General features: G+C 66.0%; 21 protein-coding genes and 1 tRNA gene. 11 read left to right on the forward strand and 11 right to left on the reverse strand.

Going from position 1 to position 22,489, the window contains the following annotated elements; genetic code table 11:
- The first annotated feature begins 1 nt into the window (after position 1).
- Genes nuoK through ABD116_RS27125 form a run of 4 tightly spaced genes read left to right on the forward strand, consistent with a single transcriptional unit; the run spans position 2 to position 5,113 of the window.
- Complete coding sequence (nuoK, locus tag ABD116_RS27110) at positions 2–340, forward strand: NADH-quinone oxidoreductase subunit NuoK (protein WP_343976085.1); 339 nt, start codon at positions 2–4, stop codon at positions 338–340.
- Entirely contained in the window at positions 337–2,103 is a 1,767-nt protein-coding gene (locus ABD116_RS27115; protein ID WP_343976088.1) for an NADH-quinone oxidoreductase subunit 5 family protein, read from the forward strand. Before nuoK ends, ABD116_RS27115 begins: the two co-directional genes overlap by 4 nt.
- A complete protein-coding gene (locus ABD116_RS27120) occupies positions 2,100–3,662 on the forward strand; it encodes a complex I subunit 4 family protein (RefSeq protein ID WP_343976091.1) in 1,563 nt (520 codons plus the stop codon). The genes ABD116_RS27115 and ABD116_RS27120 overlap by 4 nt, the downstream gene beginning before the upstream one ends.
- The gene (locus tag ABD116_RS27125; protein ID WP_343976094.1) at positions 3,659–5,113 is read left to right on the forward strand and encodes an NADH-quinone oxidoreductase subunit N; all 1,455 of its coding nucleotides are present in this window, start codon (positions 3,659–3,661) and stop codon (positions 5,111–5,113) included. Before ABD116_RS27120 ends, ABD116_RS27125 begins: the two co-directional genes overlap by 4 nt.
- Before the next feature lie 52 nt (positions 5,114–5,165).
- Here the strand turns inward: ABD116_RS27125 and ABD116_RS27130 are convergent, their stop codons facing one another.
- Both ABD116_RS27130 and ABD116_RS27135 read right to left on the reverse strand, forming a co-directional pair.
- A complete protein-coding gene (locus ABD116_RS27130; RefSeq protein WP_343976097.1) occupies positions 5,166–5,378 on the reverse strand; it encodes a hypothetical protein in 213 nt (70 codons plus the stop codon).
- A 319-nt stretch (positions 5,379–5,697) separates the two neighbouring features.
- The gene (locus ABD116_RS27135) at positions 5,698–6,804 is read right to left on the reverse strand and encodes a hypothetical protein (protein ID WP_343976100.1); all 1,107 of its coding nucleotides are present in this window, start codon (positions 6,802–6,804) and stop codon (positions 5,698–5,700) included.
- Positions 6,805–7,212: 408 nt separating this feature from the next.
- On the opposite strand from ABD116_RS27135, the gene ABD116_RS27140 reads away from it, so the two are divergent.
- Positions 7,213–8,970: a GmrSD restriction endonuclease domain-containing protein gene (locus tag ABD116_RS27140; protein WP_343976102.1), complete on the forward strand. Its 1,758-nt coding sequence runs from the start codon at positions 7,213–7,215 to the stop codon at positions 8,968–8,970.
- A 246-nt stretch (positions 8,971–9,216) separates the two neighbouring features.
- Here ABD116_RS27140 and ABD116_RS27145 read toward each other — a convergent pair.
- Positions 9,217–9,299 (reverse strand) — tRNA-Tyr (locus ABD116_RS27145).
- A 101-nt stretch (positions 9,300–9,400) separates the two neighbouring features.
- Between ABD116_RS27145 and ABD116_RS27150 the strand changes: the two genes are divergently transcribed.
- From ABD116_RS27150 to ABD116_RS27160, 3 genes are all read left to right on the forward strand, one after another.
- Positions 9,401–9,892, forward strand: a complete 492-nt coding sequence (locus tag ABD116_RS27150; protein WP_343976105.1) for a YajQ family cyclic di-GMP-binding protein — start codon at positions 9,401–9,403, stop codon at positions 9,890–9,892.
- A 171-nt stretch (positions 9,893–10,063) separates the two neighbouring features.
- The gene (locus ABD116_RS27155; RefSeq protein WP_343976107.1) at positions 10,064–11,593 is read left to right on the forward strand and encodes a restriction endonuclease; all 1,530 of its coding nucleotides are present in this window, start codon (positions 10,064–10,066) and stop codon (positions 11,591–11,593) included.
- Complete coding sequence (locus ABD116_RS27160) at positions 11,590–12,522, forward strand: phosphotransferase enzyme family protein (protein WP_343976110.1); 933 nt, start codon at positions 11,590–11,592, stop codon at positions 12,520–12,522. The genes ABD116_RS27155 and ABD116_RS27160 overlap by 4 nt, the downstream gene beginning before the upstream one ends.
- Here the strand turns inward: ABD116_RS27160 and ABD116_RS27165 are convergent.
- On the reverse strand, positions 12,519–13,253 hold the full coding sequence (locus ABD116_RS27165) for a GNAT family N-acetyltransferase (RefSeq protein WP_343976113.1): 735 nt from the start codon (positions 13,251–13,253) through the stop codon (positions 12,519–12,521). The two genes, ABD116_RS27160 and ABD116_RS27165, sit on opposite strands and share 4 nt — an antisense overlap.
- Before the next feature lie 10 nt (positions 13,254–13,263).
- The gene (locus ABD116_RS27170; protein ID WP_343976115.1) at positions 13,264–14,061 is read right to left on the reverse strand and encodes an AraC family transcriptional regulator; all 798 of its coding nucleotides are present in this window, start codon (positions 14,059–14,061) and stop codon (positions 13,264–13,266) included.
- Between the two features lie 110 nt (positions 14,062–14,171).
- Between ABD116_RS27170 and ABD116_RS27175 the strand changes: the two genes are divergently transcribed.
- Both ABD116_RS27175 and ABD116_RS27180 read left to right on the forward strand, forming a co-directional pair.
- The gene (locus ABD116_RS27175) at positions 14,172–15,035 is read left to right on the forward strand and encodes a phytanoyl-CoA dioxygenase family protein (protein ID WP_343976118.1); all 864 of its coding nucleotides are present in this window, start codon (positions 14,172–14,174) and stop codon (positions 15,033–15,035) included.
- On the forward strand, positions 15,032–15,355 hold the full coding sequence (locus ABD116_RS27180) for a hypothetical protein (protein ID WP_343976121.1): 324 nt from the start codon (positions 15,032–15,034) through the stop codon (positions 15,353–15,355). Before ABD116_RS27175 ends, ABD116_RS27180 begins: the two co-directional genes overlap by 4 nt.
- On the opposite strand, the gene ABD116_RS27185 is transcribed toward ABD116_RS27180, so the two are convergent.
- Complete coding sequence (locus ABD116_RS27185) at positions 15,356–16,375, reverse strand: lactonase family protein (RefSeq protein WP_343976124.1); 1,020 nt, start codon at positions 16,373–16,375, stop codon at positions 15,356–15,358. It lies immediately after the preceding gene.
- A gap of 60 nt (positions 16,376–16,435) precedes the next feature.
- Here ABD116_RS27185 and ABD116_RS27190 point away from each other — a divergent pair, with 60 nt between their 5' ends.
- Entirely contained in the window at positions 16,436–17,299 is an 864-nt protein-coding gene (locus ABD116_RS27190) for an arylamine N-acetyltransferase family protein (protein WP_343976127.1), read from the forward strand.
- Between the two features lies 1 nt (position 17,300).
- Here the strand turns inward: ABD116_RS27190 and ABD116_RS27195 are convergent, their stop codons facing one another.
- From ABD116_RS27195 to ABD116_RS27215, 5 genes are all read right to left on the reverse strand, one after another.
- Entirely contained in the window at positions 17,301–17,837 is a 537-nt protein-coding gene (locus ABD116_RS27195; protein ID WP_343976130.1) for an RICIN domain-containing protein, read from the reverse strand.
- A gap of 145 nt (positions 17,838–17,982) precedes the next feature.
- Positions 17,983–18,516: a hypothetical protein gene (locus ABD116_RS27200; protein WP_343976133.1), complete on the reverse strand. Its 534-nt coding sequence runs from the start codon at positions 18,514–18,516 to the stop codon at positions 17,983–17,985.
- A 16-nt stretch (positions 18,517–18,532) separates the two neighbouring features.
- Positions 18,533–19,369: an oxidoreductase gene (locus ABD116_RS27205; RefSeq protein WP_343976135.1), complete on the reverse strand. Its 837-nt coding sequence runs from the start codon at positions 19,367–19,369 to the stop codon at positions 18,533–18,535.
- 13 nt (positions 19,370–19,382) lie between these two features.
- Positions 19,383–20,075, reverse strand: a complete 693-nt coding sequence (locus tag ABD116_RS27210; RefSeq protein WP_343976137.1) for an RraA family protein — start codon at positions 20,073–20,075, stop codon at positions 19,383–19,385.
- A gap of 48 nt (positions 20,076–20,123) precedes the next feature.
- Complete coding sequence (locus ABD116_RS27215; protein WP_343976140.1) at positions 20,124–22,379, reverse strand: ATP-binding protein; 2,256 nt, start codon at positions 22,377–22,379, stop codon at positions 20,124–20,126.
- Positions 22,380–22,489: the final 110 nt, after the last annotated feature.

Genomic DNA, 22,489 nt, shown 5'->3' on the forward strand with positions numbered 1-22,489 from the left:
CATGCCGATCATCGTCCCGCTCCTGCTCGCCGTCGCGCTGTTCTGCATCGGCGTGTACGGCGTACTGGCGCGCCGCAACGCGATCACCATGCTGATGTCCTTCGAGCTGATGCTGAACGCGGTCACTCTCAACCTGGTCGCGTTCGACGCCTGGCGCGTCGACGGCCTCGCGACCGGGCAGACCCTCGCGGTCTTCGTCATCACCCTGGCCGCCGCCGAGATCGGGCTCGGCCTCGCCATCATCCTGCTGCTCTTCCGCGGCCACGGCCATGTGGACGCGGATGCGGCTCGCGACCTGGTCGAGGCCGCTCCTGGCGAGCACACCGAGGTCGAGCAGTGATCGCCACCGCCTGGCGCGTGATCGGCGTCGGCTTCTCCCTGCTCGTCCTGCTGACCGCCGGCCTGCTCTACGGTGTCGACCCGCAGCAGGAGCGCTTCGGCGGTGTGTTCCTCAGCCGCGACGTGTACCTCAGCTACGGTGTCCGTACCGACGATCTGACCGTCTTCATGCTCGCGATCGTCGGCGTCGTCTCGCTCTGCGTGCAGGTGTACTCGATCGCCTACGTCCACGAACGTGTCGCCGCCTACACGGCCCTCGTCACGCTCTTCACCGCATCGATGGTGACCGTGGTCGTCTCCGACAGCCTCTTCCTGCTACTCATCGGCTGGGAGCTGATGGGTGCGTGCTCGTACCTGCTGATCGGTCACTACTGGGAACGCCGCGACGCCCGCTCGGGTGCGATGAAGGCGTTCCTGATGACCCGGCTCGGCGACGTCGGCTTCCTGTTCGGCATCTTCGTGCTCGGCCTCGGCTACAAGACCTTCACCCTCTCCGAGCTCGGCGACCGGCCGATCTCGCCCGGCCTGCTGACCACCGGCACGCTGCTGATCCTGGTCGGCATCGTCGGCAAGTCCGCGCAGGTCCCGCTGCAGACCTGGCTCCCCGACGCGATGCCCGGCCCGAGCCCGGTCAGCGCACTGATCCACGCGGCCACCATGGTCGCCGCCGGCGTCTTCCTGATCGCCCGCCTGTACGACGTGTTCGCGGCGGCCGAGACGACCTTCACCGTGCTGGCCGTGATCGCCTGCGTGACGATGCTCTTCGCCGCCTTCTGCGCGATGGCGGCCGTCGAGGTCAAGCGCGTCCTCGCCTGGTCGACGGTGAGCCAGCTGGCGATCATGTTCGCCGGCCTCTCGCTCGGCACCCATGAAGGACGGCACGCGGCGCTCTTCCACTTGCTGACGCACGCAGCCTTCAAGGGTCTGCTTTTCCTCTGCGCCGGTGTCCTCCTGCATCAGGTCGGCAGCGCGGCCTTCGTCGTACTGCGCCGGTACACCCGTCGCGGAGCGCTGCGGAAGCGGATGCCGGTCACCTTCGTCACGATGACGATCGGGCTCGCCGCGCTCGCCGGAGTACCGGGCTTTGCCGGCTTCTTCTCCAAGGACTCCGTGATCGAGGCCGCCTGGGAGCACGCGCGCGACGGGTCGACGATCGGCTGGGTCGTGCTCGTCTCGGTCTGCCTGACGGCCGCGCTGACCGCGTTCTACTGCGTCCGCCTGTGGTTGTGGGTCTTCTTCCGTACGCCGGCCCTGGCGGGCGCGCTCGGTGCCTTCGAGGACGACGACCCGATGGCCGATCTCGAGGAGCCGGATACCGCCAAGCTGCGGGACGGGTCGTGGCTGATGCTCGCGCCGCTGGTGCTGCTCGCGGTCGGCGCCATCGGGCTGGGCTACACGGATGGTGTCCACCTCAAGTGGCCGATCGCGTTGGTGACGACGGTGCTCGGACTGTTCGGCGCGCTGCCGGCGTACTCGTTGTGGCAACGGGGGGCTGATCCGCGGCCGGTCGTGCTCGAGCGTGAGTTCGGGGTGGATTCGGCGTACCAGCGGGTCTTCGTCGTACCGGTTCAGTGGCTGGCGAAGCTGGCGGTTGGCGGGGATCGGGACGTGATCGGGGGGTATGTGCGTGGGGCCGGGCGGGCCGGCGTACTGGCCTCGGCCGGGTTCCGGAGGCTGCAGACGGGCAACGTGCAGACGTACTTGACGGCGGCCGTGATCGGGGCGGTCGCGCTGGCGATCCTGGCGGGGGTGATCGGCTCATGAGTGTGTTGCTGATCGCGCTGCTCGTCGTACCGGCTTTGGCTGCGGCGATCCTGTGGGCACTGCCTGCTGGGACCGGTGATCGCGTTGCTGCGATCGTCGGATCGGTTGTCTCCGGGCTGGTGCTGGTCGGTTCGGCAGTGCTGTGGTGGGATCTGATCCGGCCTCGGAAGCCCGACTACGAGACCGCTGACGTGATCATCAGCGGCTTCGTCAACGATCTGCCGCGGACCCTGCCCGGCAAGATCCACGCGTTCGCCGAGACCGACAGTTCGTGGATCCCGGCGCTGGACGTGCGGTTCCATCTCGGCGTCGACACCATCTCGCTACCGCTGATCGTGCTGACCGCGCTGCTCGTCTTCCTCTGCTGCCTGTACTCGCTGCGGATCACCCCGCGGATCGGCCGCACGCGGTCCCTGATCGCGCTGCTGCTCGTCATCGAGACGGGTGTGGTCGGGACCTTCTCGGCGCTCGACCTGGTGCTGTTCTTCCTGTTCTTCGAGGTCGTGCTGATCCCGATGTGGCTGGTGATCGACATCTGGGGCGACGACCACGACCCGGCCGGGCGACGGCGGGCGGCGACCACGTTCGTGCTCATGACGGTGTTCGGGTCGGCGCTGATGCTGCTCGGCTTCCTGCTGGTGCATCGGCTGGCGGGGACGTTCGATCTCGAAGTACTGGGCTCGAACCCAGTCGCAGGTGGGCATGGGATCGCGCTGATCGCGGCCGTCCTGATCGCCCTCGGGCTCGCGGTGAAGATGCCGCTGTGGCCGCTGCACATCTGGCTGCCCGACGCGCACGCGAAGGCGCCGACCGTCGGTTCGGTGCTGCTGGCCGGCGTACTGCTGAAGCTCGGCAGCTACGGCATGATCCGGATCCTGCTCCCCGTGCTGCCCGACGCGACGGCCACCATCGCGCCGTACCTGGCCGGCTTCTCGACCGTCGCGATCATCGCCGGGTCGCTGGCCTGCCTCGCGCAGACGGACGTCAAGCGGCTGATCGCGTACTCGAGCGTCGGCCACATGGGCTTCATCGGGCTCGGGATCGCGACGATGTCACCGGAGGGCCTGGCCGGCGCGCTCTACGCGAACATCGCCCACGGCATCATCACCGGCCTGCTGTTCTTCCTGGCCGGCGCGATCAAGGACCGGCACGACACCAGCGACCTGCGCGCGATCGGCCGCGCCCTGTACGCCCGGTTGCCGCGCATCGGCGGACTGCTCACGTTCGCGTGCCTGGCGTCGCTCGGGCTGCCCGGGCTGGCTGGGTTCTGGGGCGAGATGCTGATCCTGCTGGGTGCCTACCATCCGGCGGATGTGTTGCCGCGGACAACGTTCCTGGTGCTGATGGTGATCGCTGGGCTGGGTGCGGTACTGACCGCGGCGTACTTCCTCAAGCTCATCTGCCAGCTCAACCAGGGTGACCCGGCCGAGAACCCGGCCAGTGCCTTCGCGGTGGACCTGAGCCGGATCGAGCTGATCACCTGGGCGCCGCTGATCGTGCTGACCGTCGTCCTGGGACTCTGGCCGCCCTTCCTGCTCGACTACTGGACGTTCGCATGACGATCACCTGGACCGACTGGCAGACGATCGCCGTACCGCTGGTACTGGCGGTGGGCGCTGTCGCCGTGCTGCTGATCGACGGGTTCTGGAGCAGTGGTTCCAAGCGGGCCAAGCACCTGGTGGCCACGTTGATCACCGGGGGCGTGATCGTCTTCGGGCTCGCCTTCGTGATGGCGCAGCGGAACGGGTTCAAGGCGGCCTTCTGCCGCTTTGCGGTCGAGGGTCCGGCTGAGTGCAGCCTGGTGCTCGATCCGCTGACGATCGGGTTGTGGGCGGTGCTGCTGATCGGTGGCCTGGGGGTCGTCGGGCTTTCGGCGTACCGGTTGTTGTCGGCTGAGATTCCGGTGGGGGAGTACCACTTCCTGCTGCTCAGCGCGCTGGTCGGCGCGACGGTGCTGGCGGGGGCGCGCGATCTGGCGACCGTGGTGATCGCTCTTGAGGTGGTGTCGCTGCCGAGCTTCGCGATGGTGGCGTTGCGGCGGGATCGGCGCGGGTCCGAGGCAGCTCTGAAGGCCTTTTTGGTGTCGGTGCTGTCGACGGCGGTGATGCTGTTCGGCATTTCCTACCTGTACGGCGTGACCGGGTCGCTCTACCTGCAGACGATCGCGAACCGGTTGCCGGGGATCGATCCGGATCTGCGGCGGGTGGCGTTCGCGGCCGGGTTGTTCGTGATCGTGGGGTTCGGCTTCAAGATTGCTGCGGTGCCGTTCCATGGCTGGCTGCCGGACACGTACGCCGGGGCGCCGGTCGAGGTGACTGCCTTCCTCGCCGTCGTCTCCAAGTCGGCCGGTGTCGCGGGGCTGCTCGTGCTGGTGACGTACGGGATCACGCCGTCGGGGCCGGATCTGCGGATCGCGGTGGCTGTGCTGGCGGCCTTGACGATGACGGTCGGCAACTTGGCCGCGCTGCGCCAGGTCGAGGCGGTCCGGCTGCTCGCATGGTCGTCGATCGGCCAGGTCGGCTTCCTGCTGGCGCCTTTGGCGGTCGGGGATGCGCAGGCAGTGGTGGCGTACTTGGCGGCGTACGTCGTCGTCACTCTCGGCGCTTTCGGGGCGGTCGCTGTGGTCCAGCGCCACCGGCCGGGCGGCCTGTTGCTGTCGGACTATCGGGGCATGGTTCGCTCGGAGCCAGGCCTCGGTACGGCCCTCATCTTCTTCCTGGTCGTCCTCGCAGGCCTACCACCAGGTCTCGCGGGCCTCTTCACCAAGTTCGCCGCCTTCCAGTCCGTCATCGACGCCCACTACGGCTGGCTGGCCGTGGTGATGGCTCTCAACGTGATGATCGGCCTGGCGGTCTACCTCCGCTGGATCGCCGAACTGGTCCGCCTCCCCGCCGACGACCCGTTCTCCGTCGACATCGAAACCCCCGCGGTCACCGTCATCTCGCTGTGCGCCGGCGGCGCCGTCGTCCTGTCAATCCTCCCCGGCACATTGTTCGCCCTGGTCAACTAGTTGACCGGTTGAGGACAGAGCCACCTGAGGGCCGCGCGACCTTTGCGAAGGTTCATCGAGTCGCCGTACTGGGACTGCTGCTCGTACTGACCGGGTGCTCGAGCCCGGCTGAGGAGAAGGGCGCTGCGCCGCAGCCGTCCAGTGCCCCGACCACGACGCCGGTGCCGACGCGGGTGCTCGTCATCCGGTCCGACGTGATGTGCTCGACGATCGGCGAGTTGACGTCGGCGCAGGGCGACCTGGCGAGCCTGAACCAGGATCTCACGGGTCCATCCAGGCTGATCTGGAGCTGGCTGGCGGGTTGTTCGCCCGCTGGCGACCTGTGGAGCGTCAGTCGGCGAAGAAACAGCGTTCGCTGGCAGGTTTTGGTGCCGCTGACGTGATGCTTCATGCCAGCAGCCCGAGAACCTGCCGGTGGGCGCGCGAGATTGCAGCCCCGATGTTGGCCGGGCGGGCAGGGCCGCAACCCCGCTGGTGGCCTGCTCATCAGGGCTGCCGGCGGCAGCAGCTGGGGCAAGAAGGACGCGATGACCTCAGGAAGGTCGTCGGCCTCAATGCCGCAGCCGCTGTCGTGGAGCTCAGTTCTACTTAGCAGCGAGGGCGAGCCGCAGGATGGTGTCGTAGTCGACCAGTTCGACGCCGGGCTCGGTGGTGGTTTCGTTGGTGGCTAGGACGAGGAGCTTGCGGGGGTCGGTGACCTCCACGTTGTACTTCGTCTTCGCGAACGCCTGGTTCTCCGCGTTGGCGAAGTACTCCCCGTACTGCGTGAGTCGGGCGACCCCGTCCTGCGCGGTGGTCGAGCGACGGCGCTTCTTGCCGTCCTTGCCCGTTTCGAGCAGGGGGAGGGCCAGGTCGCCGATGATGTGGCTGCCGTCCTCGCGCTCGAGGATGAAGTCGGGCGTCACCGAAGTACCGTCTGCTGCTTCGAGCACCGGTTCGCGGACCAGTTGCGTCGCGCTGAACGCGGACAGCAGGATCTCCTCGTGCTGCTGCAGGAACTCGCCGACCGTCGTCTTGTGCAGCCCGTGCTGGTACGTCGCCCCGAACGGCTCGGCCTTCAGCAACTCCTCCACCTGACCGCGCGGCACGGCGAGCGTGCCGATCGGGTCGAGGTGAGCGGCCTCGTTGACCAGCTGCTGCAGGTACTGGCGGTACTTGTCGGCCGGCTCGGAGCGGTGGATCGCGATCGCGAGGAAGGTCCAGCGGACCCGCACGGACGTGTCGACGCTGGAGGCGAGCAGTACGCGCTCGAGCGTCGTGTAGTTGCCCGGGGTGAAGCTCAGCAGCTTGCTCTCACCGGTGCCGACCAGCTCGCGGCCGATGATTCGCTCAGCGCTCGGGTACCGGCTGTCCAGGGCTGCGCGGCCGTACTCCGTCGCGATCGTCGCGTCCTGGTACCGGTCGTCGTTCCGCAGCACCACGACCGTACCGGCCTGGTCCTTTGCGGCACCGAAGTACTCGTCGATCCCCGCAGCCTTCTGCCGCCGGACGTCCAGCGACCGGAACTCTTTCGTCACTCCGACGAGCTCCAGGATGTTCCAGTCCGGCGTCTCCGTCAGCACCAACTGCCGCGGATACAGCAACGGCCCCACCAACTCGCGCCCATGACTCCCCGGCAGGTGCTCACTCACGCTCTTGAGGTGCTCCCCCCAGAACTGACTGTTCACCTTCACGAACTCGGTGGGTTTCATCGCCCGCTCTCTCCTACCTCTAGCCAACCAGACTTTGGTACAACTCCAGGTGTCCTTGCTGCTATTCCCACGCCCGGCTCGCGAGTCACGCCGAAGATGGTGTGTAGGTCGGCTGGCCAGCTTGTGCGCCATGCAGAGAGTAGCGATCGCAGCGCGATGGCTGGACATGGGCCTGAGCGAGGGGGCGGAGTCTGACCGGCAGCTATGTTTGGTGAGTCGCCGGGCCCCCTATCCCGAGCCTCTCGACGGTTGCCCTGTCTTGGAGAGGTTTCAGGCATATCCCTTGCAGAGATGGAAATCGTCGGTCGTCATATCAGGAATTGGGCGACTACGCCGCTGAGACGATGGATATCGTGTGACTGAGGTACTAAGCTGCTAGCTCGCTGTCCTGAATGAAAGGTTCGCAACATGGTGGGCGCGTACGACGCAGATCCGGTTTTCCAAGCCAATCCAGCGCATCTTGAGTACCTGCTGCAGCGGATCGATGCGGGCTCGCTGGCGATCCCCGACTTTCAACGGGATTTTACGTGGGAGCCGCGGAGGACGGCAACACTCCTTCGCTCGATGATGTCACGCTTCCCGGCGGGCACATTCTTGTTCTGGGCAATCGGCGCAGATAACAATATGTTCGGCTGGCGCTCGATCGAAGGCGCGCCTACTCGTACGACGCATCCGCAAGAGTTGATTCTGGATGGGCAGCAGAGGCTTACCTCGCTCTATCGGGCGCTAAATAATGCGGGCGACGAGAGGTTTTTCCTTTCGATCCAGGAGTTCTTGACTTTGCCCAGTGAGGCGAGTATCGACGGGCGTCTACGCGATCAAGAGGAAATCGATTTCGAAGCTGCCGCATTTTGGTATCCCGTTGAATCCAAGGAAGCGAAGAATCTGGAAACCAGGGCGGCAAGAATTGCCGCCCACGTAATCGCTGTCGATGAGCATCGAAATTTTGACGAATGGCTTGATGAATATGCTGAGCATTACTCCAGTGAAATGGACGAGAAAGCAACCAAGGCTCTTTTGCGAAGGTTTCGCGAACGCTATTTGACTCCGTTGCGTTCTTATGGCTTCCCGGTTGTAACGCTGCCAAGTACCACCAAGATAGAGGCAGTCGCAACAGTTTTCGAGACTCTGAATAGCACGGGGAAGGCACTAGGGCCATTTGAATTGCTAACGGCCCGATACTACCCGGATAAGGTTCATCTGCGCGACTTGTGGGACCAGGCGTTGGTAGATCATGAAATCCTGGGGGACTTCGCGGTCGATGCCTACAGCCTCCTGCAGGCCGTAACTCTGAGAGCACATAATTCGGCCCAGCGGAGCGATGTGCTGAGAAAATTGACGGCCGCCGACGTTCAGGCACATTGGGACGCGGTCGCCCGCGGCTTCGCTCGTTCCCTCGAATTGCTGCAGGCAGAATGCGGTGTGGTCACGCCAAGGCTCCTGCCTTACTCGATGATCTTGGTTCCGATGGCCGCCGTCTGGGAAGACATCGCAAAAGTCAAGGGCCCTGAGCAAGTCAATATTCTAGGCAGGTTAAAGAAGTTCTTCTGGTGTACGGTTTTCTCGACAAACTACGATCAAGGCGCCAATAGTCAGGCTAGTGCTGACTATTCGAAACTGAAGTACTGGCTTTTCGATCCGAGTAAGGAGGCGCCAGAAGCAGTGGCCTCCTTCAGTCTGTCCGCGTCAACTTTGAAGGCCGCCACGACTAGACGAAAGGCGCTATATGCAGGCCTCCTAGCCTTGACTGTCACAGCCGGCGCTCGCGACTTTCATACCGGTTTGAAGCTTACTGCAGATCGCGTTCGAGCGGATAAAATCGACTCGCACCATGTTTTTCCGAAGGCCTTCTTGGCGGGAATGAAAGATGATAGCGGTAAAGCCGCGAACTCGGAGCTTGCTCTCAATCGAGCCTTGATCGATCCTGTTACTAACAAGGCCATTGGCGCAAAGGCGCCGAGCGTTTACTTCGCTGATCTTCGTGATACCGTGGGCGAAAAGGAACTCGTCGAAATTCTGGGATCCCAACTAATCGATGCCAACGACGACGACGACCCAATGCGGGAAGACGACTACGTGGGGTTCGTCGCTCGCCGGCTAGAGGATGTGGTATCGGTGATCGAGAGCGTCACCGGCCACGCCGTAGCCCGCGACGATGGCGAGTAGGCCGCGACCCAGCGCTAGCCAGATGGTGCGGGGTTGATCCCTGTCGCTCGCGGCCCAATGTGTCCTGCCTTACACCACCGGTAGCTCTGGGCTCCAGGCTGCCAACAAGTGGATCCGAGATAGCGGCCCCGCCTGCTCGTTGGATGCCCAGCACGGGACGTAGCGAACTCGTAGACCGCAGTCGATGCTCGACCGAAAGAAGCAGCCCCTGACCTGGAGTCCAGGCCAGGGGCTGCTCAGCTCCTGTGGCGGGTGCAGGGTTCGAACCTGCGTAGGCATAAGCCGACAGATTTACAGTCTGCTCCCTTTGGCCACTCGGGCAACCCGCCAGGGTGCTGCCGGTTCGTGAACCGGCGTGAGAGACGATACAACAGACAGTGGCCCTGACAGCAAATCGGTTACGACAGTTAGCTTCAGAAAGGACGTGCCCATGGCTTCGGAGTCCTCCTTCGACATCGTGAACAAGGTCGACCAGCAGGAGGTGGACAACGCCGTGAACCAGGCGGCCAAGGAGATCAGCCAGCGGTTCGACTTCAAGAACGTGGGCGCCGAGATCAAGTTGTCCGGCGAGGCGATCGACATGCAGGCGAACACCGAGGAGCGCTGCAACGCCGTCCTCGACGTGCTGAAGGACAAGCTGGTCAAGCGGCAGATCTCGCTCAAGGGCCTGGAGGTCGACGAACCCAAGCTGTCCGGCAAGATCTACAAGCTGCAGGCCACCATCAGCGCCGGCATCAGCCAGGAGAACGCGAAGAAGATCTCCAAGCTGATCCGCGACGAGGGCCCCAAGGGCGTCAAGGCGCAGATCCAGGGCGACGAGCTGCGCGTCTCCAGCAAGAGCCGCGACGACCTGCAGGCCGTCCAGTCCCTGATCAAGGGCCAGGACCTCGACTTCGCCGTCCAGTTCGTCAACTACCGCTGACAGAGCCCCTCAGCGGGCCGAACCCTGACGCCGCGCCGGCTGACCAAGCCGGTCGGCGGCGCGGGCCGACCACTGCATCGACGCTCCTCCATTGCCACGGACAGTAGTGACTGATATCACTGTCCGCACGAAGCCTGAGGGGGAGCTGTGGGGGAAGACAGAGCTGCGTGGATGGTGCGCGCGGGCCGCGATGGGGAGCGAGCAGATGCTGCGGTCGAGGAGGGCTTGGCGATCGCCGGATGGATGGAACTCGGCGATCTCTCGGAAGTCTCGTCGCGCGCTGAACTCCGCGCGGTCGTACGCAGTACGTATCCCGATCGAAGCAATGCGGTAATCGGGAACTGGACCGGCCAGCTTTGGCGATTCATCTCGCGCATACGTGTAGGCGACCTGCTCGTCGTACCGCTGAAAAACCGTGAGCGACTCGCCATCGGTACGGTGGCCGGTGCGTACGAGTATCGGCCCGACGCGCCACCGGGTTTTCGGCATGTTCGGCCCGTCAACTGGGCGCGGACAGACGTACTACGTGACGCTGTGCAGCCAGATCTGCACAGCTCGATGGGCTCAATGCTGACCGTATTCGGGCTCAAGCGACATGACGCTGTACGGCGGATCGCAGGCCTGGCCGAAACTGGCGCCGACCCAGGCCGAGATCAAGGTGACGGGGTTCCTTCCAGCCGCGACGAGTTGTTGGATCGAGCTGCGAACGCCACTGAGCCTCCTCGACTCACGATCCGTGAGCTGCTGGGACACTGGGGCGTCGGTCGCCGCACGGCGGGGAATGTGGCCGTAGTCGAGGCCGAACTCGCCGATCGCGGCCTGACCACCGTTCCTCCGTTCACCGAAGGGTGGATAGACAACGCAGTCGGACTTGTCCGGGTCAGCTCCGAGCCCGAGCCGGCAGAAGGAGCCGTGGCGGTACCAGCAGATCCATTGAGTATTGAGGAGATACTGCCGGCTGACGAGCTACCGCCTGTTTCTTTGAGGGTTGGCGATCTGGAGTCAGCGAATCGCGAGGTCGTCGGGGTGGACTCGAACCAGCCTCTGGCCGTCGCAGTCACCCGAATGCTCGCGCACGACTACTCACAACTCGCAGTCTTCGAGGTAGCGCACGAGGGCAGACCGGGCGGTGTTCGAGCGGTCAGCTGGGAGTCGATCGCCAGAGCGAGTGTCGCGCGCCAGAACATCACTCTGGCTGAGGCGACAGTCGCTGCCAGGATTGTCGATCACGACGCTGACCTGCTGGCCCACGTCGACGACATCTACACCACGGGCTATGTCCTGGTGCGCGGTCCCGACCGGGTTAGCATCACCGGCATTGTCACGGCCGGCGATGTGACCTTGCAGTTCGCGTCGATTGCCAGGCCGATTGCGTTGATCGAGGAGATCGAGCGCCGCTTGCGTAGACGTGTCGATGAAGCTTTCACCCTCGCGGTCCTGCGGACGCTGACGAGGAAGCCAAACATCTCCTCGGCCGCGAACCTCACCTTCGGTGCCTATGGTCATCTGTTGAGGGCGGAGGAGAATTTCAGCTGCCTGAAGTGGAGTCTGGATCACCAACTGTTCCTCGGTGCCCTGGAGGCCGTGCGCCAGGTGCGCAACGAGTTGATGCACTTCTCGGCCGATCCTTTGACGACCGAACAGCTGCGGAGTCTGCAAGGGATGATCAACTTGCTGCGGACGGTGGACCCGCGGCCGTGAGGGAGTGGCTCGCGGCTGACTTCGGGATCGACTTCGTGACGCTGATCCGCGTCCGCCATGGTGCGGACAACGCCGCGGAAGTATGGCGAGCTACCGCGGTTGGCGGCAGTGAGTACGCCGTGAAGTGGACCTCCGGCGGCACGACGGCGGCGTACGAGGTGACGTCGTACCTGGCTGAGGCCGGCGTCCGTGGCGTCCCAGCTCCCATCAGGACCTCCACCGGCGCCCTCTGGACGACCCGCGAAGGCAGGCGCCTCTCCCTGACCCCTTGGATCGACGGAGCCCGCGCATCCGAGACGGGGCTCACCACGGACCAGTGGAGGCAGTACGGCGGACTGCTGGCCGAGGTGCATTCTCAGGCGGTACCGGACCGGCTCAGAGCGCTACTGCCGCCCCTCAACCCCATCAACGCCCGCATGCCGGCCCTGGCCGGTGAACTCGGCCAGAGGTTCGCCACGCGGGCTCCTGAGGACGACCTGGAGGCTGAGCTCGCCACCACCTGGCTGGCCCACCAGGGCGCGGTCGACGCCCTCGTGGAGCGCACCGCCCAGCCCCCGGCTCCAGGCCCCCGCGTGATCTGCCATGCCGACCCGCACCTGGGCAACGCGCTCGTCACGCCCGAGCAGCTCTACTTGATCGACTGGGACGACGCGGTATTGGCCCCCATCGAGCAAGACCTCCTCTTCATGCTCGGCGGCATGGGCTCCTTGGGCCCCACCACCGAAGCAGATCGAGCCGCCTTCTTCGCAGGCTACGGCTCAGCCGCCCTAGACCCCACCCGCCTCACCTACTACCGCTCAGCCCGAGCCCTGGAAGACGTAGCCCTCTGGGCCGAACAAGCCATCACCGGCCCCGACCGTGCAGAGTCCCTGGAGATCCTCCAAGAAGTCCTCGGCCCAGACGGCCTCGTAGTACAGGCCCTGAGCTAGGCGTGGCGGAGCCAGATGTTGGGTTCTGTGTAGAGGCCGGTGTTGGAGGGCTTGTCTATGGCGAGGGTGGTTAGGCCGCTCGGGATTACGTAGGTGCCGGTGGAGGGGAAGGCGAGGCCGGTCCAGGACTCCCACTCGGGGATGGTGCCGGTGATGGTTTGGGAGGTGGGGGCGGGGGCCAGGAGGGTGGCGCCTAGGCGGATGTGGGTGCGGAGCCAGGGGTCCAGGGGGAGGCCGTCTTCGCGGTTCCAGGTCATGAACTCGGCAATGTCGGTCAAGGGGTAGCTGGATTTCAGGGTGGGGCGGACGGGGGCGATCATGCGCGTGAGGCCGCGGGTCAGGGCTTGTTGTTTGACGGCGGTGATCACTCGGCTGGCATGGCCTTTGCCTTGTTCGTCGTTGCGGACGGCGGCGGCCATCAGGACGAAGGTGTCCGGCTCGGCGCCTGCCTCGTAGGAGTCGACCGAGCGGACCAACGAGTCGGTGAAGCCGCCGGGGAGGTCGGGGACGGTGCCGTTCCAGGGGAGGGGGACGCCCCAGCAGCCGCCGATCAGGCGGCGGGTGTCGTCTACGAGGTAGAACTCCCAGTCGGAGAAGTAGGAGCGGCGGCGATCGCGGTACTGGCTCACCACGTCGTCATGGAAGATGAACTCCGGCCACTCCTCCACCAAGCGCTGCTCCGCTTCCGCATCCAGTTCGGGCGCCGCAGCCACCGGGATCAGCTCGTACATGACCCGAACGCTAGACCGGCCGAGTACCAGCGGCCACCGCATTTCCAGCCCGTACTGCGCGTGGCGCGCCGCCCAGTTCGCGGTGACAGGTCTTGTTGAAGGCCTGTAGGTCGGGGATGCCGACAGTGGCGGCTATTGCAGGGATGGAGAGCGTGGTGGAGACAAGGAGATGGCGCGCTCGGGCCATGCGACGTTGGCGGATGTAGGCGACTACTGTCATGCCGGTTTCGGTGCGGAAGAGTCTGGTGAGGTGGTTGTGGGATACGCCGGCTGCGGCGGCTAGGGCGGGCACAGTGAGAGCCCGTGCGAGGTTGGCCTCGATGTAGCTGATCGCTGCCGCCACTGCCGAGTGGCCGGCCGCTACGCCGCCTTCGGTCAGGGGCGCGGACAGTTGGGCGACCCGCCACAGCGCGGCCCACACCTCGGCCACTACCCGAGGAGAGCCGCTTGGTGAGGCCCCGATGGCTGAGCGGAGCATGTCGGAGAGGACAGGGGCCGTAGTACCGGCGTCCTGGACGACAGGCACGTATGACGGCTCGCCGGCGATCCGCGGCCGGAAGTGTGCGAAGAGGTGTTCCGAGCGACCCCGGTAGTCGAACTGCACCGGTACTCCGGCAGGCGTAAGGCTGACCGATCCAGGGGCGACCGGGTACGTCGTACCGCCCACCGTCAGGTCGGCCGAGTACCCGTAGAGGTGGAACTGCCACAGATCCGGCAGCCGGAACACATCCCGCAGACCACGCACCCCGTGCACCCCGACGCCGACGTTCACCAGCTCCGGCGGCTCGGTCAGGTGCAACGGAATCATGGTGAGAAATTACCACCAGTGGTGAACACAACCCACACAAACACAGCGCGAGGAAACCTAGCCTGGAGGAGTAGCAACCACCAGCACTAGTCGCCCCGAAAGGGAGAGACATGCCGCATCCGCATCGCAAGAACCTCCTCACCTCCGTCCAGATGGCGAGTTTCGTCGCCACCGGCGCGTTCCGGATGGACGCCGTCGTGCCCGACGAGATGAACCAGCAGGCGCTCGACGTCCTGAAGGCCGGCATTCCCGGCGTCCCGTACGGCACCCCGCTGTCGGAGGCGTTCGTGGACAGCGAGTTCGTCCAGCGGCTGGTGCAGCTGCCCGAGATCGCGGGCGCCATCCACAGCCTGGTCGGCCCCGAGCCGACCGTCGACCACCACGCCGTGCACATCCGCAAGGCGCACGAGGGCGAGGCGCAGAACCTGCACGGCGACGCGATCATCGACGTCCGCGAGGACGCCTTCGACGTCCAGCTCATGTACTACCCGCAGGAGGTGACGCTCGAGATGGGCGGCACCCTCAGCGTCCCGGGCAGCCACCTGCGCCGCACCAACGAGTCCGACACCGGCCGGTACCAGAACCTGCTCGGCCAGACCCGGCTCACCTGCCCGCCCGGTACGGTCGTGCTGCTCCACCACGGCATCTGGCACGGCGGCCGCAAGAACGACAGCGCCATCGACCGGTACATGTTCAAGATCCGCTTCAACCCGACCGTCCGCCAGGTCCGGCTGTGGAACACCGACGACCTGTATGACGACGCCGTCGCGCAGGAGCTCGGCCAGTACTTCCCCTGGTACGAGAACGCCACCGGCCGGCTGGAGATCTACAACCGGGTCAAGCTGTGGCAGGCCCTCACCGGCGATGACACCTACGACCCGGACTATTGGGTCACCCGGGTGACCAACCGTCCGCGCCGCGTCGTCGCCCAGCGCAGCCTCAACCCGCACGCAGCGAAGAAGGAGATGGCATGAGCATCACCCCCGACCAGCAAGCTCTCGGCCTGCAGGCCATCGGCGAGCAGGTTGTGCGCCAGCAGGTTCTGGTGCTCTACCTGGCCTCATCCGCGCTGGACTCGCGCACGGTCGGCTGGTCGACGTACGACGGGACCGGTGCGACGACACCCACCACGGGTGACTCCGACGTCCCGCCGTACGCCAGCGGACTCGACGCGCTCAAGGACGGCTGGCGGCTCTTCCAGGCCGCGCAACTGCTGCCGCCGCAGCCGGGTCACGAGTACGACGTGTCGTTCCTCAAGCACGAGTTCTTCTTCGAGAAGCTCGTCGCGATCTGACTAGTAAGGCAGGACACAGACCGGTTTCGGCCAGTTCAGCGGCGTCCCCGTTGCGGTGAGGGCGCCGCTGCTCTGGTCGACGGTGAAGACCGCGATGGTGTCCGAGGTCTCGTTCCCGGCGTACAGCTGCAAGCCATCCTTGCTGAAGGCGAGGTGCCGCGGCCAGGTCCCGCCGGAGCTGATTGTCTGGATCAGCTCGGCTTCGAGGCCTTCGGCGCCGGTCTCGAAGACCGCGATCGTGTCGTCACCGCGGTTCGAGCCGTAGACGAAGCGGCCGTCGGCCGACACCAGTACCTCGGCCGGAAAGTTGTCGCCCTCGGCGCCGTCCGGCCGCGTCGACACGGTCTCGGCGATCGCCAGCTTGCCCTCGGCGTGGCTGAGCACGATCAGCGTCGAGTCGAGTTCGTTGATCAGGTACGCCGCATGGCCGCCCGGGTGGAAGGCCAGATGCCGCGGCCCAGCGCCCGGGTGGGTCTGCAGCCGGCTCACCTCTTCCAGCCGGCCCTCCTTGCTCAACGTCGAGACGTATACGCTGTCCGACCCGAGATCGATGTCGAAGGCAAACGATCCGGACGGGTCGAAGGTGACCTGGTGGGCGTGCGGGCCCTCCTGGCGCTCCTCGTTCGGGCCGCTGCCCTCGCGCTGCAGGATCTGGCTGGGGTCGCCGAGCGAACCGTCTTCCTTGATCGGGTGGACCGCGATCGAGCCGGAGCTGTAGTTGGCCGACAACAGGAACTTGCCGGACGGGTCGATCTCCAGGTGGCACGGGTCGGCGCCGCCGGTCGGCTGGTGGTTGAGGAACTCCAGCACGCCACTGTCCGCGATCGCGAACGCGCTGACGCGGCCGGACGGCAGTTCGTTGGTCGCGTAGAGGTACCGGCCGTCGGCCGAGATGGTCAGGAACGACGGATTGGCGGTCGCCGCGGCGACCTGCAACTCCTCCGTGGTACCGAACCCGATGCCTTCACCGCCACCGTCCCGAAGGGTGTAACTGCCGACATAGATCTGCTCCGAGGTCATGGCGTCCACCCTGCCAGGTAAGTCAACCGCAAGCACCCATGGGGCTCGTAGGCTCAGCCCATGGACACCGCCGCCTTCCTGCATCGCATCGGCCTCGCGTCGCATGCCACCTCGTACGCCGCCGGGCACGTTGCCCCGAGCGTCGAGGGGCTGTCGGAGCTGCACGAGGCCTTTGTCGGCACCATCCCGTACGAGTCGGTGCAGTTCCAGTTCGGACAGGGTGGGCCGATGGAACCCGAGGCGGTTGCTCAGCGCATCATCGCGCGGGAAGGCGGCGGGTACTGCTTCCAGCTCAACGGAGTCCTGGCGCACCTGCTGACTTCACTCGGGTACGACGTGACGCTGCACCGCGGTGGCGTCCAGACGGCCACCCGACCAGCCGTCGTCGACGCGAGTCACATGGTGTTGACGGTCGAACTCGACGGGGAGACGTGGTTGGTCGACGCGGGGTTGGGCGACGGCCTGTTGACCCCGATGCCGTTGCAGGCCGGCGCATCGGCGTACCAGGATCCCTTCACCCTGACGCTGCGGAAGTCGGACCTCGTCGACGGCTGGCGCCTCGACCACGACCCCCGAGCCGGCCTGATCGGCATGGACTTCGAGTCGGCCTCCGCGACCTTCACCGACTTCGAAGCCCAGCACCAACACCTCTCCTTGTCCCCGGACTCACCCTTCGTCCGCACCTGCTCGGCATTCCTCCGCCGCCCCGGCCAGATGGCGGCCCTACGCTCCGTCGGCCTGACCCAAACGTACAAAGACCGGATCGACAACAAGATCATCGATTCCCAGCCCGAGTACTACGAAGTCCTCGCCGACCTCTTCCAGCTACCCCTACTGCATTTCACCGCTGCCGACCGCGACGCATTATGGCGCCGGGTCTGGACCCAGTACGAGAACTTCCTCGCCGCCCAGCCGGCCGTTTAGCTCAAACTGGGACCTTGTCCCACTTCTGGGATTTGCTGTCACTGCAGGTGAAGTGGATCAGCCCGACGGTGTCGTCTCTTGGTCCGCCGGGTACCGCGAGGCATTTCCCGCTCTCCTGGTTGTGCAGTCTCCAGCCGCGGTCGTAGGCCCACCGCTGGTTCTTGTTCCCCGCGATGCAGGTGTATTGCCAGACGATCCCGCCACCGGCCGCCGTCAGGCACTTCAGGGTTCTCTTGTTCTTGAAGACGTAGACAAAGTTACTGAATTCGTCGATATCCACATCCGTGGCTTCCCACTGCTGTTCCAGATGTTTGACATCGCCGCAGGTGAACTGAATCACCTGAACCTGGTTGGCCGGGTTGTTGCCCGGAATAGCCGCACACTTGAGGCTCTCCCAAGTCACGAGATTCACCAACTGGGTGAACTGAGCAGTGTCCTCCGCCGCCGAACTGGCATTCGCCGGCACCGTCAACCCAGCCGCCAGAAAGCCGGCGGCGGCAATACTGATGACTCCCGCAATTCGTTTCCGGGCTCGCATTGATGATCCTCCGTTGTCGGGTGGTGCGGAGTCATAGGACATGCGATCCCGGGGTGTGGGTCAACGGAGGAACGGATAATTGCAACTAGCTGCAGGGGCTGCAACTGAAGGGGGGCGGCCGGGTTCTGATGGCCGGCGTGGGGCGTCAGCGGTTTGTGGGTGGGGTGACCTCGTAGATCGTGTCCAGTACCTGGCTGTGGTTGCGGAAGCCTCGGTGGTAGGTGATTTTTACGCCGGAGGAGTGCAGCGGGCGGGCGTCGGAGGTGACGCGGTAGCGGAGGTAGATGATGCCTTCGAGGGTGGACTCGGGGGCGATCTGTTGGCCGCCGATCGGCTTGGAGGGGAGGGTCGGCGGGCTTGAGTTCTCTCCTGAGCCGGGGGACCAGGCGAGCCAGGCTCCCTCCTTGCGGGGTGGCGCGGGGTACAGCCGGGCCTCGATGAACTCCATGCCGGGGTCGGTTGTCTGCGGTTCGACGGCGACGAGTTCGAGCGGCTGGCGGCTCTTGTTGACCACGGAGGGCGCCAGGTAGTAGATCTCGTCGCCCTTGCGCGGGTTGCTCAGTCCGGTGGTGGTCGAGCCGTCGCCTACGTCCAGCGAGGAGCCGTTGAGATGGTCTGCCAGCCAGGCGCCGAAGACGAGTACGAGCACCAAGGCCATGGGCAGGATCTTCTTGCGCATGACGTCCCCCGGTCGGTCAGGCGTTCAGGAGGGTGAGGTCCTCCGTGGACAACATGATGGCTGCTGTGGCGATGTTCTGCTCGAGGTGGGCCGGGTTGCCGGTGCCGGGGATGGCCAGGACGGTGGGGGATTGGTGGAGCGTCCAGGCCAGGCGGATCTGTTGGTCTGTGGCGTTGTGGGACTTGGCGACGGTTTGTACTGCGGTCGCGGCCGTGCCCGTCGTACCGGCGATGGCGAAGAACGGGACGTACGCGACTCCGCGGTCGGCGCAGACCTGGATGAAGGCGTCGTCGGAGCGGGACGTCTCGAGGGAGTAGCGGTTCTGGACGCAGACGACCGGAGCGATCGCCTCCGCCTCGTCGAGGTGGTGCGGGCTGACGTTGGAGATGCCGAGGTGGCGGATCAGGCCGGCGTCGCGGAACTCGGTGAGCCAGTGGAAGCGTTCGGCCAGCGACTCGCCGGGCTGGTTCATGATCCGCAGGTTGACCACGTCGAGGTGGTCGACGCCGAGCCGGCGCAGGTTCTCGTCGAGCTGGACGCGCAACTCGGCCGCGGTCGTCGCGTTGTGGAAACCGCGCTCCGGGCTGTCTCCGGGGCCGATCTTCGAGGTGATGACGAGGTTGTCCGGGTACGGCGAGAGCGCCTCCCGGATCAGGTCGAGCGCCGGCCCGTAGAAGGCGGCGGTGTCGATGTGGTCGACGCCGAGCTCGACCGCGCGCCGCAGGACCTGGAGGGCCACCTCGCGATCCGGACTGCCCGCCAACCGCATCGAGCCGAAGCCCATCCGGTTGACGGTGAGGTCGCCGAGTTTCCAGGTCCCCGCGGCGGCCGCGGTCAGCTCGTCAGAAGACACGCAAGGAGCCTACTCACTCCTCGATCGCGCCACCGACACCGCGAAGATGCTCGCGAAAGGTGAGCGACGGACGCTCCTTGCGGGCGGCGAGGTAGGCGTCGAAACCGACTTGCCGGCGGAGCGAAGTACCGGCTCTGATGAGTTCTGCCTGGCGTCGTTCGGTCGACTGGATCGAGGCGGCGAGGTCGAGCAGTTCGTCGGCGCGGCCGGCCGGGATGAAGATGACGCCGTCCTCGTCACCCAGTACTACGTCCGCCCTGGTGACCGTCCATTCGCCGACGACCGCATACTCCAAAGCGTCAGGCGCCTGCGGATCGAGCCGTAGCGGGCCGGTCGGCAGCGCGCCGAGGCTGTACACGGGCAGACCCACCGCCTGGACGTCGACGGTGTCGCGGTGCAACCCCCAGACGACAAGGCCGGTGACGCCGGCCGCCTTCGCCTCCTCGGCGACCAGGTCACCGACGCAGGCCTCGTCCCGGCGCCCGCCGTTGTCGACGACGAGCACATCACCGGCCTCGGCCGACTCGAACGCCTCCAGATAGATGTCGACGCTCCCGACGTGGCGTACGGGCAGCACCCGGCCGGCGACGCGCCCCGAGGTGACGGGCAGCAGCGACACCGTCCGCACCGGAACGTCCGCGCGCAGGCAGGCGTCGGCGACATGAGCAGTGGTCAGATTCTCGAACCGCTTCAGCAGATCAACCATTCCCTGACTTTAGTCAGATGATTGATACGGAGCTAGCAGGTTCTAGTACTACGGACTGACGTGGGGCTGGGCGCCTATTCGGTGGCGGAGCGTGGTGGCGGCTGTGGTCGCGTCGGTGGCGGCGGGGTGGTTGCCGATGGCGGTGTAGTGGCGGGCCAGGCCGTCGAGGCAGTCGGCGGCCAGTGGGTCCTGGAGGCCTTCGGTCAGGCGGGCGGCTTCGATGAACTGGTCGCCGGCTTCGGAGGTGCGGCCGTCGTCGGCGGCCAGGTGGGCGAGTCCGAGGAGTGCTTGGGCGATTCCCCGGTCGTGGTCGATTTCGCGGAAGATCTCCAGACCTTGCCGGTACGCGGCGCCCGCAGCGGCGGAGTCGCCGCGTCGGCGTTCGACGTCGCCGACGGAGGTCAGGCCGAAGGCCAGGCCGTAGCGGCTGTCCATGTGCGCCGCCTTCGTGACGGTCGTCCGGAAGTACTCGGCCGCTTCGTCGTACCGGCCGAGGTCGTAGTACACGATGCCGAGGTTGTGGGTTGCGGCGTTGGCCGTGTTCAGGTCGCCGGCCTGCGTCGCGAGCTCGGCCGAGGCGAGGAAGAACTGCTCTGCCTGGTCGTACTCACCGCGCAGCCGGGCGGTCGTCGCGCTCCACAGCAGCAGTTTGGCCTTGATGAGCAGGTCGACGGAATCGTCCAGCAGCCCACGGACGGCGGCGAGCCAGTGGTCGGCCGTGGCGAGGCGGCCGTGCCAGGTCCAGTACCGCCAGAGCTGCCGCACGAACTGGATCGACCGCTGCGGATCCCCGGTCGCAACCACATGTCCGACGGCAGCGTCGACATTGGCGTCATCGGCGGCGAGCCGGAGCTTCCAGCGAGTCTCGTCCGGGCCGACCATCTCGGCGCGGGCGGTCAGCTCGAAGAAATACGCGTCGTACTTCGCCAGTACCGCCTCGCGATCCGCCGGCTGCAACTGCTCATCGGCATACTGCCGAACCATCTCCAGCAACCGGAACCGCTCCCCGTCCGGCGTCACCAGACTGCTGTCGACGAGCGCGGCGAGATCCCGCACCGACGCCCCCGTCACCGCGATCGCCGCCTCTGTGCTGAAACCACCGACGAACACCGACAACGCGGCCAGCACCCGCTGCTGGCCCGCCGTCAGCAATTGGTTGCTCCAGGCAAGTGTGTTCCGCAATGCCTGGTGCCGCTCAGGAAGATCCCGCGGCCCGTCCGCCAGCAACTCGAGCTTGCCAAGCTGCTCCAGCAGCTCCTGCTCCGACAACACCCGCACCCACGGCGCCGCCAACTCGATCGCCAACGGCAACCCGTCCACCTTCCGGCAGATCGCCGCGACAGTCCCCGAATTCCCAGCAGACACAGCAAATCCCGGTACGACGGCCAGCGCCCGCCGGGCAAAGATCTCCACCGCCGGCAGTGTCAGCAACTCACCGGCCGACAACTCCTCCGGAACGTCCAACGGCCGCAACGAGAACACCCGCTCACCACTGACCCGCAACGGCGTCCGACTGGTCGCCAGCACCCGAAGCCCCGGGCACGCGGCGAGCAACTCCGCCACCACCCCCGCCCCCGCCACCAAATGCTCGAAGTTGTCGACCACCAACAACATCTCGCTATTCCCAATGGCCTCAACCGCCCTGCCTACTGCGTTCGTCCCACCCCGCTCCTTCACCCCCAGCGACCGGACAACCTCCGCCCCAACCAACCCCACCTCCCGCAAATCCCCCAACCCCACAAACACCACCCCACCCCCAAACACCAGCCCCGCCCGACCCGGGACGTCCGTTGGCCGCGCGGGCGCCGCTGAATCCTCGCCATCTGCTGGCGCCCCCGCTACCAACTCGCCGTCGGGCGAGAGCGCCGCGCCACCCGCGAACTGGCTGGCGATCTCCAGTGCGAGGCGGGTCTTGCCCACTCCTCCCGGGCCGACGATGGTCAGCAAGCGGACTGATGAATCTGCCAGCAGCGTGATGGCCGAGGCGACCTCGGTGGTGCGGCCGAGGAGGGGATTGGGCGGGATCGGGAGCGGGCGTCGTTCGCCAGGGGTGCCGGGGGAGCGGGTGATCAGCTCCCCTTGGCGGGCGCGTTCCAAGTCCTCCCGGTCGGTGGGGGTGAGGTGTAGGGCGGCGGCGAGGGCGGTGAGGGTTTGGCGTTGGGGGCGGCGGCGTTCGCCTCGTTCGAGGAGGCCGATGGCGTCGACGCTGAGGCCGGCGCGTTCGGCCAGTTCCTCCTGGGTCAGGCCGGCGCGCTGCCGGTAGGCGCGCAGCAGTTCGCGGAACTCCCCCTCGGCCGGCTGCATCTGTCCGATGGTAGCCAGCCGGTTCGGCGTTTGTCGGGGTGTTTGTCGGTGGGCGGCAACGGACGGTGCGCGGAGGCTGTACGGCGTACAGGGACGTCGGACGGGCTGGG

Source organism: Kribbella koreensis, assembly GCF_039525325.1.
GTDB classification, from domain to species: domain Bacteria; phylum Actinomycetota; class Actinomycetes; order Propionibacteriales; family Kribbellaceae; genus Kribbella; species Kribbella koreensis.